The sequence below is a fragment of the Spirillospora sp. CA-294931 genome (assembly GCF_050946795.1).
GTDB lineage: Bacteria > Actinomycetota > Actinomycetes > Streptosporangiales > Streptosporangiaceae > Spirillospora.
This window is the reverse complement of the sequence record NZ_CP192006.1, coordinates 4,951,441-4,963,100: the sequence shown is the minus strand read 5'-3', so window position 1 is coordinate 4,963,100 and position 11,660 is coordinate 4,951,441. Positions and strand designations below refer to the sequence as shown.

Sequence of the window (11,660 nt, the reverse complement as noted above, 5' to 3'; positions counted from 1 at the left end):
GAGATCATCTACGGGAGGACACCCGACGATGCAGCCCCACCCCGACATCTTCGACGCCGGTGTCACCGGCATCTCGCGCAGGAATCTCATGCAGGCGGGCGGCGGCGCGGTGGCCGTCGCGGGCCTGGGCGGCCTGGCCGCCCCTCCGGCCGAGGCGGCGGCCGCCGCCGAGGTCGCGGCGGGCACGCCGGTGACGCTGCGCGAGGGCACGAACATCACCGCGGTCGCCTCGCCGGACGGCCGGACGGTGGCCTTCGACCTCCAGGGCACGCTCTGGACGGTGCCGATCGGCGGCGGCGCGGCCCGCCGCCTGGACCCCGAACTGGTCGAGGCCGTCCAGCCGGACTGGTCGCCCGACGGGCGCACGCTGGTCTACCAGGCCTACACCGAGGAGGCGTTCCACCTGTTCGCGGTGGGCGCCGACGGCCGGGGGCGCCGCCGCCTCACCTCAGGGTCCTACGACCACCGCGAGCCGCGGTTCTCGCCGGACGGGCGGCGGATCGCCTTCACCACCGACCGGACCGGCCGGTACACCGTCCACGTGCTGGACCTGGCGACCGGCGCGATCACGCCCTGGGCCGAGGGCGGGCAGGGCGAGGAGTCCGCGCCCGCCTGGTCGCCGGACGGGTCGACGATCGCGTTCGGCGTCGGCGCCACGGCCATCGACGCCGTCGACGCCAAGGGCGCCCGCCGCAGGCTGGCCGAGGTGAAGGACGCGGTCCTCGGCGCCCCCGCCTGGACCCCGGACGGCAAGCAGATCGCCTACACGGTCTCGGCCGGGGTGCTGCCCACGCCCAGCCCGACCGCGACCAAGTCCACCCGTGTCTTCGTCGGGGACAAGGCCGTCACCGGCCCCGAAGAGGAGGTGTTCCCGTTCCGGCTCGCGTGGCTGTCGAAGACAGAACTCCTCTACGCCGCCGACGGGAAGATCCGGCGCCGCGACGTCGTCTCGGGCGAGGTCGCCGACATCCCGTTCACCGCCTCGGTCCGGGTCACGCCCCGGCGCCCGCTCCCGCCCCGCCGCGACCGCGACGATCGCGGGAACCGTCCGGTGCGCGGGATCGTCGGCCCCCGGCTCTCCCCGGACGGGCGTTCGGTGGCCTTCTGCGCGCTCGGCGACCTGTGGCTGATGCCGGTCGGCGGCGCGCCCCGGCGCCTGACGTCCGGCGGGTTCTCCGTGACCGACCCCGCCTGGTCGCCCGACGGCCGCGCGCTGCTCTACACCACCGACCGCGCCGGGACCCCCGACCTGTGGATCCGCGACGTCGCCTCGGGCGCGGAGCGCCGACTGACCGCCCTGCCCCACGCCGCCGTCGCGGGCGCCTGGTCTCCGGAAGGGGACCGGATCGCCTTCCAGGACCAGGTGGGCTCCACCTACGTGGTCACGGTCGCCTCCGGCGAGGTCCGCAAGGTGCTGGACCGGCTCTGGATGCCGGGCCGCCCCACCTGGTCGGCGGACGGCAAGGTGCTGGCCTTCGCCGCGCAGAAGCCCTACTCCGCCCGGTTCCGCGAGGGCACCAACCAGATCCTCACCCTCGACCTGCGCACCGGCGCCGTCGCCTACCACGAGCCGCGCCGCCACCGGTCGATCACGACCCGGGGCTATGACGGCCCCGCGTGGTCGCCGGACGGCCGGTCGATGGCCTTCGTGATGGGCAGCGTCCTGTGGGTGCTGCCGGTCGACGCGGCGGGACGTCCCGCGGGCGAGCCACGCCAGGTCAACGACGAGGTGACCGACGCGCCGTCGTGGAGCGGCGACTCCCGGTCGCTGCTGTACCTGTCCAACGGGCGGCTCCGGCTCGTCCCGGCGGGCGGCGGGCGCCCGAAGACGATCCCGGTGCCGCTGACCTGGACGCCCGCCGTCCCCGAGGGACGCACCGTGATCCGCGCCGGGCGCCTGTGGGACGGGCGCTCGGAGAAGCTGCGCGCCGACGTCGACATCGTCGTCGAGGGCGACCGGATCGTGGCGGTCGAGCCCCGCAGGGACGATCGGGGCGACGCGAAGATCGTCGACGCCTCGGGGCTCACGGTGATGCCGGGCCTGACCGACATGCACGTCCACGTCCACATGAAGGGCAAGGCGCTCGGATCCCGGCAGGGCCGCATCTGGCTCGCGTTCGGCGTCACCGCGCTCCGCTCGCCCGGCGACCCCGCCTACCAGGCCGTCGAGGAGCGCGAGTCGGTCGCGGCGGGACGCCGTCTCGGCCCGCGCTACTTCGGCACCGGCGAGGCCATCGACGGGCCCCGCGTCTACTACAACTTCATGCGGCCGACCACGAACGGCACCGAGCTGGCCCGGGAGCTCGACCGCGCCTTCGGCCTCGACTACGACCTGGTCAAGGCGTACGTCCGGCTGCCCGCGGCCTCGCAGCGAAAGGTCATCGCCGCCGCGCACGCCAAGGGCAAATGGGTGACCTCGCACTACCTGTACCCGTCCTCGGGCTACGGCATCGACGGGATGGAGCACCTCGGGGCCACCAGCAAGTTCGGCTACTCGATGACGGTGTCGCGGCTGGGCCGCTCCTACCAGGACGTCGTCGCGCTGTTCGGGGCCGCGCGGATGGCGGTGACGCCCACGCTGTTCCTGTCGATGGTGCTGCTGGCGCGCGACTCCTCGCTGGCCGAGGACCGCCGCGTCACCGCGCTCTACCCGTCCTGGGACCTGGCGGACCTCCGGGCGAGGGTGGCGGGGCTGAAGGCGGCCTCGCCGGAGGACCTTGAGGTCGTGGAGCGGTCGCTGGCGGCGAACGTCGCGACCGTCCGGGCGATCGGGAGCGGTGGCGGCCTGGTCGTGTCCGGCACCGACGCGCCGATCGACAGCCCGGCGATCAGCCTGCACCTCAACCTGCGGGCCCTGGTGCGCGGCGGGATGAGCCCGTACCGGGCGCTGCTGACCGCGACCCGTGACGCGGCCGAGGCCCTGGGCATGAGCGACCGGCTCGGCACCGTCGAGCGCGGCCGCCTGGCCGACCTGGCGTTCGTCTCCGGCGACCCGCTCGCCGACATCAAGGCCGCCGCGGACGTCCGCAAGGTCATGGCGGGCGGCGTCCTGCACGAGGTGGACGACCTGCTCAAGCCGTTCGCCGACCCGGGGGCCGCCGCCCGGCGCGCCGCCAACCGCACCCTGCCGCCGCTGGCCGCCCCGGCCGCCGCCAAGCGCCTGTGGTGGCACGAGGACGGCCACGGGCGCGGTTCCTGCTGCTGATCGGAGCCGATGCGCCTACGGTGCAGTTATGGTCCCGTCCCGCCGAGCCGTCCTGCTGGGCTCCGCCGCGCTCGCGGCGGGCTGCTCCGGCGGCGGCGCGGAGGGGCGGGAGCTCCGCCTCGCCACCGGGCCCCAGGGCGGCCCGTACGAGGTACTGGGGGAGCGGTTCGCCGCCGAGCTGCGGCGCACCGGGCTGAAGGTCAGGGTGCTGAGGACGGCCGCGAGCGTGGCCAACCTCGGCATGCTCGCCGACGGCCGCGCCGATCTGGGCCTCGCGCTGGCCGACAGCGCCGAGGACGCCGTCGCGGTGCGGCGCCTCCCGATCACCGCGCTGGCGCGGATGTACATGAACTACGTCCACCTGGTCGTGCTCAGGGACTCGCCGGTGGTGGCCGCGGCGGGTCTGGCCGGACGCACCGTCGCGATCGGGGCGCAGGGCTCGGGGACGGCCGTCACCGCCGAGCGCGTGCTGGACGTCGCCAAGCTCGCCCGGCCCGTGCGCCGGGTCCGGATGGAGCTGGACGCGTCCTTCGCGGCGCTGCGGCGCGGGGAGATCGCCGGGTTCTTCTGGTCAGGCGGAGTGCCGACCCCGGCCCTGGAAGCCTTCGCGCGGGCCGCGCCGGTCCGGCTGATCCCGCTGGACGGCCTGGTCGCGACGCTGCGCCGGGCGTTCGGGCCGGTGTACGAGGTGGCGTCGGTGCCCGCCGGGTCGTACCGGCTGGGCCTGCCGGTCTCGACGATCGGGACGGCGAGCTACCTGGTCTGCCGGGCCGATCTCTCGCGCGACCTCGCCTTCACCACCACCGAGACGCTGTTCTCCCGCCGCGACCGGCTCCAGGCCCCCAACGCACCCGGGGGTCGGCTCGACAAGCGCTACGCCATCGGCACCGGATCCGTGCCGCTGCATCCGGGGGCCGCGCGCTACTACCGTTCGGTCTACGGCTGAGCGAGCCTGAGCTCCACCACCAGCCCGTGGGGCTGGTTGGGCAGCAGTTCGAGTGTGCCGCCGCACCCGCGTGCCAGTTCCGCCGCGATGGCCAGGCCGAGGCCGCTGCCGGGCAGGTTGGCGTGCTCCCCGGCGCGCCAGAACCGGCCGAGCGCCTCGGCCCGCTCGGTCTCGGTGAGCCCCGGCCCCCGGTCGGCGACCCGCAGCACCGGGCCGTCGAGCGTGACGGTGACGGTCCCGCCCCGGGGGACGAACTTGTGCGCGTTGTCGAGCGCGATATCGGCGATGCGCGCCACGGCGTCCGGCACGGCCCGCACGCGCGCCTCCTCCGGCAGGGAGACCTCCAGTTCCAGGCCCGTCGCGCTGAAGACCTCGCACCAGCCCGCGAGCCGGGGACGCAGCTCGGCCACGGCGTCGATCTCGCGCACGACCGTCCCGGCCTCGATCCTGGCCAGCGCCAGCAGGTCCTCCACCAGCACCGAGAGCCGGTCGATCTCGGCCAGCGCCTCCCCGTACTCGGCCGTGCCCGCCGCGTCCAGATGCGGCTGGAGGTTCTCCAGGCGCAGCGACAGCGCCGTCAGCGGGGTCCGCAGCTCGTGGGAGGCGTCGGCGGCGAAGGCCCGCTGCCGCTCCAGCGCGACCGAGACGGCGTCGGCCATCGCGTTGAAGCGCTCCTTGAGCCGCCGCAGCTCCGAGGGGCCGATGTCGGGCGTCGCGCGGGCCTCCAGATGACCCTCGGCGATCGCGCGCGTCGTGCGGTCGAGCTCGGTGACCGGGCGCAGGATCCAGCGGGCCAGCGCGCGGGCCGCCAGCACCGAGCAGCCGAGCGCCGCGAGCGCGCCCAGCGCCAGCGCCGCCCACACCAGCGCCACGTCGCGGCGCGCCTGGTCGGCCGGGGCCAGCAGCAGGACGGCCCCGGTGAGCTGGGCGTCCCGTCCGGCCGGTTCGGCGATCATGACCCGGTCCGGGCCGAACGGGGTGACCGACGGGAGGTCCTCGGTCGTCCGGCCCGAGAGCGCCAGCCGGGTCGCCGGGCCGTCGTCGGCGTCCAATTCGCCCGCGTCGGCCAGGACGGTGCCGTCCCGGCCCCTGATGCGCACGGCCGCGCCGTAGAGATCGGCATAGCGGATGATCTCCGCGCGCAGCGCCGTCCGGTCGCCCTCGCGGACGGCCTGGTCGGCCAGCTCGGCGAAGCGGGTGGCGTCGGCGCGCCGGTCGAGCAGCAGCCGCCCGGTGCGATGCGAGGCGTAGGCCAGGCCCAGCGGCACCGCCAGCGCCGTGATCACCAGGACGATCAGCGTCGTGAACGTCACCACCAGGCGGGGCCTCACGGTGCGGCGCCGAGCCGGTACCCGGTGCCGCGCAGGGTCTCCACCAGCCCGGGACGGCCCGTCTTGGACCGCAGCCCCGCCACATGGACGTCCAGCGACCGCGACGCCGCCAGCAGCGGGTCGCCCCAGACCGCGTCGAGGATCTCCTCGCGGCTGCGCACCACCCCAGGCTCGCGGGCCAGCAGCGCCAGCAGGTCGAACTCGCGGCGCGTCAGCGCGACCGGCGCCCCGGCCACCGTCACCCGCCGCGACGAAAGGTCGATCAGGACGTCCCCGACCCGCACGGCCTGGTCGGCGGCGGGCATCGGGCGCGTCCCGCGCCGCATCACGGCCTCCATCCGGGCCATCAGCTCGGCGGTGCGGAACGGCTTGACCAGGTAGTCGTCGGCGCCGGAGCGCAGCCCGCGCAGCACGTCGCGCTCGCCGGTCCTGGCCGTCACCACGATGATCGGCACCGCCGAGACGCGCCGGACCCGGCGCAGCGCCTCCAGACCGTCCAGGTCGGGCAGGCCGAGGTCGAGCAGGACGAAGTCGACGCCCCCCGCCAGGCGGAGGGCGTCGACGGCCAGGGCCGCGCGCTCGACGCGGTGACCGTGCCGGGTGAGCGCCGTGGTCAGGGCGCCGGCGAGCCGGTCGTCGTCCTCGACGAGAAGAACGCGCATGGGCTCAGGTTAGACGCGCACGGCGACGGGGTCCTTGACGTCCTCCCGCCGGGTCAGCGCGGCGTCGCGGGTCTCGCGCATGAAGACGTAGACCAGCAGGGAGACCGCCGCGCAGCCCGCGACGTACCAGTAATAGCCCGACTCGATGCCGCCCTTCTTGAACCACAGCGCGACGTACTCGGCCGTTCCGCCGAAAGTGGCGTTGGCGATCGCGTACGGCAGCGCCACGCCCAGGGCGCGCACGTGGGTCGGGAACAGTTCCGCCTTCACCACGGCGTTGATCGAGGTGTACCCGGTCACGATCAGCAGGCCCACCAGCGACAGCGCCAGGGCGTCGCCGAAGCCGTCCACGCCCGAGAGCCCGGTCATCAGCGGCACCGTCCCCAGCGTGCCGCCGATGCCGAAGGTGATCAGCAGCGGCCGCCGCCCGATCCGGTCCGACAGGGCCCCGGCCAGCGGCTGGACGAGCATGAACAGGAACAGCGCGCAGAAGCTCACCTCGGAGGCGGTGCTTTTGGGCAGCCCGGCGGTATTGGACAGGTACTTGGTCAGGTAGGTCGTGTAGGTGTAGTAGGCGAGCGTGCCGCCCATCGTCAGCGCGATGACCAGCATCGCCTCGCGCTTGTGCTCCAGCAGCGCGCGCACTGTGCCGCGCTCGGCCGCGCCCGCCTCGCGGGTCTCCTCGTCGTACGCCTCGGTCTCCAGCAGGTTGCGCCGCAGGTAGAACACCACGGCCGCCGCGAGGGCGCCGACGACGAACGGGATGCGCCAGCCGTAGTCGTGCAGCTCGGCCTTGGTCAGGGTGTGCTGGAGGATGATCAGCAGTCCGAGCCCGATCAGCTGCCCGGCCGTCATCGAGACGTACTGGAAGCTGGAGGCGAAGCCGCGCTTGCCCGGGGGAGTGGCCTCGGTCAGGTAGGTCGCGCTGGCGGCGTACTCGCCGCCGACCGACAGCCCCTGCAGGAGCCGCGCGACCAGCAGCACCGCCGCGCCGAAGTACCCGACCTGCTCGTAGGTCGGCGCGATCGCGATGAGCAGCGCGCTCCCGGACATCAGCGTGACCGTGAGCGTGAGCGCGGCCTTGCGGCCGCGGCGGTCGGCGAAGCGGCCCAGCAGCCACCCGCCGACCGGGCGCATGAAGAAGCCGACCGCGAAGATCCCCGCGGTGTTGAGCAGCTGCGCGGTGTCGTTCCCCTTGGGGAAGAACGCCCCGGCGAAGTAGGTGGCGAAGCTTGCGTAGACGAACCAGTCGTACCACTCGACCATGTTGCCGATCGAGCCGCCGAACACCGCCTTCCAGGGGGTGCGCGCGGATGTCTTTGTCGTCACGAGGAGTCCTCCCGCACGGAGTGGTTGCAGCTGGAGCCTCTCCGCGGTGGGGTTCCCGGTCCAGACGACGGCCGTTTATCTAAGAATCCGTTAACACAAAAGAAATCGGCGGTCTCAGTAGGACTTGGGGAGGCCCAGGTCGTGCTGGGCGATGTGGGCCAGGACGAGTTCCTCGGCCACCGGGATGTTCCTGGCGACGCGGGCGTCGCGGAACATGCGGGCCACCGGGTACTCGAGCGAGTAGGCCATGCCGCCGTGGGTCTGGAAGGCGCGGTCGGCCGCCTGCCAGGCCGCGTCGGCCGCGGTGAGCTTGGCGATGTTGGCCTCCGAGCCGCAGGGGCGGCCCCGGTCCCAGAGCCAGGCGGCCTTGTGGGTCATCAGGCGGGCCAGCCCGGTCTGGGCCTTGACCTTGGCCAGCGGGAAGGCGACCGCCTGGTGGGCGCCGATCGGGGTGCCGAACGGGGCGCGCTCGCGGGCGTAGTCGCAGGCCGTCCGGAGGATCAGCTCGGCGAAGCCCACGCCGCTCGCCGCCGCCAGGATCCGCTCGGGGTTGAGGATGTCCCACATGACCGCGAAGCCCTGACCGGGCTCGCCGAGCACGCGTCCGGCCGGGACGCGCACCTCGTCCAGGAAGACCATGCTGGACGCCACGGTGTTCGTGCCCAGCTTCGGGATCGGCCGGTGGGTCAGGGTCCCCTGGGCGACCGCCTCCTTGACGTCGACCAGCAGGACGGTGAAGCCGCTGGTGCGGGGCCTGGCCTCGGCCGCCGGGGTCGTCCGGGCGACCAGCACCAGGACGTCGGCGCGCTCGATGCCGGAGATCCAGATCTTCTGGCCGCTCACCACGTAGTGGTCGCCGTCGCGGCGGGCGTGGGTGGTGATGGCGATGGCGTTGCTTCCGGCGTCCGGCTCGGTGATCGCGAAGCAGGTCTCCAGCTCGCCGGAGACGAGGGCGGGCAGCAGGTCGCGTTTCTGCTCCTCGGTGCCGTGCCTGGCGATGGTCAGCCCGCCGAACGCGGGGGTGAGCAGGTACATGAACGCGGCCGCGCCGCCCGCGCCGCCCTCGGCCAGGGCCTCCAAGGCCACCGCGAGCTCCAGCAGCCCCTGGCCCCCGCCGCCGTACTCCTCGGGGACGGCCAGGCTGTGCCAGCCGCCCTGGACGAGCTCGCGCCACACCTCCTCGGGCCAGCGCTTCTCGGTGTCGCAGCGGTCCCAGTAGTCGGGGCCGTAGCGCTCGGCGATCGCCCGCACGCCGTCGCGTACCGCCAGCGCGCCTTCCGGCAGGTCGAAGTCCACTCGTCGCCTCCTCGAACGTGGTGCCGACCACCGTAGCCGAGAAGTAAGTGGGCACTGACATCCGGGTCCTGGTGGGCATGCCATACCGTTTGGTATGGTGGTGCATACCAAACCGTATGGAATGCCGGGAGGCGCGGATGGCAGGCAGGTCAGACTGGATCGACGCGGGGCTGCGCATCCTGGAGACCGAGGGCGCCCCGGCGGTGACCATCGAGCGGCTGACCGAGCGCCTCGGGCTCAGCAAGGGGTCGTTCTACCACCACTTCAAGGGCATGCCCGCGTTCCGGACCGCGCTGCTTGAGCGGTTCGAGGCCGACTACACCACCGCCTACATCGACGTCGTCGAGCTCGGCCCCGAGCGGCCGGCGATTCGCAAGATCCACGATCTGATCGAGCTGGTGGCCACCGATGACCCCAGCTCCGCGCTGGAGGTGGCCGTGCGCGCCTGGGCCCAGCAGGACCCCGAGGTCCGGGTCACCCAGGAGCGGATCGACCGGACGCGGCTGGACTACGTCCAGTGGCTCTGGGAGGAGCTGACCGGCGAACCCGTCGAGTCCGCCCGGCTGGCCCGGCTCTGCTACCTGATCCTCATCGGCGGCGACCACCTCATCCCCGCGGTCTCGCAAGCCGAGATGCGCGAGATCCTCACCACCGTCGTCGATCTGGCGACCGCTTCGCTCGCGGCCGACGGCCGCACCGCGAAGCACACCGAAAGGAACCCCGCATGAACGCCCTCACCCGATGGATCCCGCGGATCCTGTTCTTCATCGCCGCCGTGCACACCGTCTACGGGCTGACCTCCAAGGCCGGTGCCTGGGGCGACATCGCCGACGCCGGCGTCTGGAACGGGGTCGGCGGGGTGGCCGAGCGCGAGTCGGCCGAATGGTTCTTCTACGCCGGGATGGGCTTCTTCATCGCCGGGGCGTTCGGCCTGCGCTCGGCCCAGACCACCGGGAGCCTGCCCCGCGAGCTGGGCTGGTTCCTGCTGTTCACCGGCGTCACGATGAGCGTCATCGACCCCGCCTCCGGCGGCTGGCTCCTGGCCGCGCTCGGCGTGCTGACCCACGTGTCGATCCGCCAGGGGACGCCCGGCCGCGAGCCCGCCGAGCGTCCCCGGGCCGGGGTCAGCCCTTGACCGTCAGCAGCGGGCGCAGCTCGGCCACCGGCGAGGCGACGCCGCCATCGTCCAGGCTGGACACGACCGGCGTGATGTCCTTGTAGGCCCAGGGCGCCTCCTGCTTGAGGTCGCGGCGCCAGGCCGACATCACGTCGGAGCGGCGCGCGACGACCGGGTCGCGGTGGTCCAGGGGCGTGACCACGCGGAACTCGCGCAGGAACGCGTCGAGCTCCGCCTCGCTCGCTCGCGCGGTGGCGCCGCGCGGGACGGAGCGCCCGGCCCCGTGGCACGCGCTGGCCAGCGTCCTGGGGTTGCCGTGGCCGCGCATGACGAAGCTGGAGGCCCCCATCGATCCCGGCACGATGACGGGCTCGCCCCACATCCCGAACGTGCCCGCGCCGGTCGGGCCGCCCGCGGGCGTCGCCCCCTTGCGGTGGACGACCCGGTCGCCGTCCCGCCAGAACAGGTTGTGCGGCGCGTCGTAGAGGAGGCGCGAGGCCGTCTCCCCGCACTCGGCGCCGAGCCCGGCCCGCAGCGTGAGCGACAGGAAGAACCGGTTGCCGAGGGCGAAGTTGGCCGCGTTGCCGAACGCGTCCAGGTAGCGGCGCCGGGCCGCGGCGGAGCGCTCGTCGAGCAGGAACGGCAGGATCCCGTTGCGCGGACGGGGGAGGCCGTCCGGCCAGCCCGCCCGGAGCCGGTCCAGGGCCGTGGCGTTGGCCTGGTGCCCGAGCCCGAGCGAGCCGCTGTGCACCATCAGCACCACCGTGCCGGGCGTGAGACCCCACGCGTGGGCCGCCGCGGCGTCGTGGACGCGCGAGACGCACTGGATCTCGCAGAAGTGGTTGCCGCCCCCGATCCCGCCGATCAGGCTGTCGTGGCTCGCGCCGCCCGCGCTGCCGATCCAGCCGGAGAACGCCTCGGCCGTCTCGGTGGGGAAGCCGGAGGCGTGCGCGCGGTCAACCGCGTCGTCGGCGTCGTCCGGCGACAGGCCCGGCCAGGACGCGTCGCCGGTGAGCAGGAGGCCGGGCAGGCCGTCGCGCAGCAGCGCCTCCCGTTGCGCGGGCGTGAGGGCGATGCGGCGCCCGCCCTCGAAGAACAGGTGCCGCAGCCGCCGTTCGAGCGCGTCCAGGCGGGGCCGCACGGCGTCCTCGGTGAGCGAGGTGACCTCCAGCCGCATGCCGCAGTTGACGTCGTTGCCGACCGCCTGGGGCAGCAGCGCGTGCTCGGTCTCGATGACCGTGCCGATGGGAATTCCGGCGCCCTTGTGGAAGTCGGGCGTGAGGGCGACGCGGGTGAGGCGGGGCGGCGGCCCGTCGTAGCCGGGGGTAGCCTCGGCCAGCCGGTCGAGGGTTTCGGCGGTCTCCAAAAGTGTGAGCGCCTCGTCGACGGCGGCGGGTTCGAGGGGGACGTCCGGGCGGGCGCAGAGCTCGACCGGGACGTCGCGCGGGTTGGGCAGCGTCAGCCAGGAATCGTCGAGCCGGACCAGACGATGATCTTGCCGGATGCGCATGGTGGAAGGGTCCTTCGGGCTGCTTCGGGCATGGCGAAATGGGCGGAGTGAATGTCCGCAAAGGCCTCGGGAGTCAGCAGCCGCGAGGTGGATCTCAGAACGTAGCGTGCCTCTCAGCTCGCGCACCAGGGGTTTTTCTCTCCTTGGTGATCTTCACTAGGGGTCATGGACCGGTGTTGGCACTCTTGTCCATTGTGTCCGTGGGACCCAATTCCCACCATTGGGTGACACCTTTCGTTCCGGTGTACTGCACCCCCCGCAGAG

The 11,660-nt window shown here is 73.6% G+C and carries 9 protein-coding genes; 4 read left to right on the top strand and 5 right to left on the bottom strand.

The features are described 5' to 3' along the window. The first annotated feature begins 28 nt into the window (after nucleotides 1–28). Both ACQPY4_RS22380 and ACQPY4_RS22375 read left to right on the top strand, forming a co-directional pair. Nucleotides 29–3,205, top strand: a complete 3,177-nt coding sequence (locus ACQPY4_RS22380; RefSeq protein ID WP_433323624.1) for an amidohydrolase family protein — start codon at nucleotides 29–31, stop codon at nucleotides 3,203–3,205. 28 nt (nucleotides 3,206–3,233) lie between these two features. Continuing rightward, entirely contained in the window at nucleotides 3,234–4,151 is a 918-nt protein-coding gene (locus tag ACQPY4_RS22375) for a TAXI family TRAP transporter solute-binding subunit (protein WP_433323622.1), read from the top strand. Here ACQPY4_RS22375 and ACQPY4_RS22370 read toward each other — a convergent pair. From ACQPY4_RS22370 to ACQPY4_RS22355, 4 genes are all read right to left on the bottom strand, one after another. After that, complete coding sequence (locus ACQPY4_RS22370; protein ID WP_433323620.1) at nucleotides 4,142–5,482, bottom strand: sensor histidine kinase; 1,341 nt, start codon at nucleotides 5,480–5,482, stop codon at nucleotides 4,142–4,144. The genes ACQPY4_RS22375 and ACQPY4_RS22370 overlap by 10 nt on opposite strands. Then, complete coding sequence (locus ACQPY4_RS22365; RefSeq protein ID WP_433323618.1) at nucleotides 5,479–6,144, bottom strand: response regulator transcription factor; 666 nt, start codon at nucleotides 6,142–6,144, stop codon at nucleotides 5,479–5,481. The genes ACQPY4_RS22370 and ACQPY4_RS22365 overlap by 4 nt, the downstream gene beginning before the upstream one ends. Nucleotides 6,145–6,153: 9 nt before the next feature. Further along, nucleotides 6,154–7,473, bottom strand: a complete 1,320-nt coding sequence (locus ACQPY4_RS22360; protein ID WP_433323616.1) for an MFS transporter — start codon at nucleotides 7,471–7,473, stop codon at nucleotides 6,154–6,156. 114 nt (nucleotides 7,474–7,587) lie between these two features. Then, nucleotides 7,588–8,769 (bottom strand): acyl-CoA dehydrogenase family protein, encoded by a 1,182-nt coding sequence (locus ACQPY4_RS22355; protein ID WP_433323614.1) that lies wholly within the window; start codon nucleotides 8,767–8,769, stop codon nucleotides 7,588–7,590. A 137-nt stretch (nucleotides 8,770–8,906) separates the two neighbouring features. On the opposite strand from ACQPY4_RS22355, the gene ACQPY4_RS22350 reads away from it, so the two are divergent. Together ACQPY4_RS22350 and ACQPY4_RS22345 are read left to right on the top strand one after the other, a co-directional pair. Continuing rightward, a complete protein-coding gene (locus tag ACQPY4_RS22350) occupies nucleotides 8,907–9,497 on the top strand; it encodes a TetR/AcrR family transcriptional regulator (RefSeq protein WP_433323612.1) in 591 nt (196 codons plus the stop codon). Continuing rightward, nucleotides 9,494–9,904 (top strand): DUF6463 family protein, encoded by a 411-nt coding sequence (locus ACQPY4_RS22345; protein ID WP_433323610.1) that lies wholly within the window; start codon nucleotides 9,494–9,496, stop codon nucleotides 9,902–9,904. Before ACQPY4_RS22350 ends, ACQPY4_RS22345 begins: the two co-directional genes overlap by 4 nt. Here ACQPY4_RS22345 and ACQPY4_RS22340 read toward each other — a convergent pair. Further along, nucleotides 9,894–11,396, bottom strand: coding sequence for an RtcB family protein (locus tag ACQPY4_RS22340; RefSeq protein WP_433323608.1), 1,503 nt, complete (start codon nucleotides 11,394–11,396; stop codon nucleotides 9,894–9,896). The two genes, ACQPY4_RS22345 and ACQPY4_RS22340, sit on opposite strands and share 11 nt — an antisense overlap. Nucleotides 11,397–11,660 lie beyond the last annotated feature (264 nt).

Bases quoted from the DNA above. Each gene is read 5' to 3' on its own strand.
- ACQPY4_RS22380 (WP_433323624.1), top strand. From the start codon at position 29: ATGCAGCCCCACCCCGACATCTTCGACGCCGGTGTCACCGGCATCTCG.
- ACQPY4_RS22375 (WP_433323622.1), top strand. From the start codon at position 3,234: ATGGTCCCGTCCCGCCGAGCCGTCCTGCTGGGCTCCGCCGCGCTCGCG.
- ACQPY4_RS22365 (WP_433323618.1), bottom strand. From the start codon at position 6,144: ATGCGCGTTCTTCTCGTCGAGGACGACGACCGGCTCGCCGGCGCCCTG.
- ACQPY4_RS22350 (WP_433323612.1), top strand. From the start codon at position 8,907: ATGGCAGGCAGGTCAGACTGGATCGACGCGGGGCTGCGCATCCTGGAG.
- ACQPY4_RS22345 (WP_433323610.1), top strand. From the start codon at position 9,494: ATGAACGCCCTCACCCGATGGATCCCGCGGATCCTGTTCTTCATCGCC.
- ACQPY4_RS22340 (WP_433323608.1), bottom strand. From the start codon at position 11,396: ATGCGCATCCGGCAAGATCATCGTCTGGTCCGGCTCGACGATTCCTGG.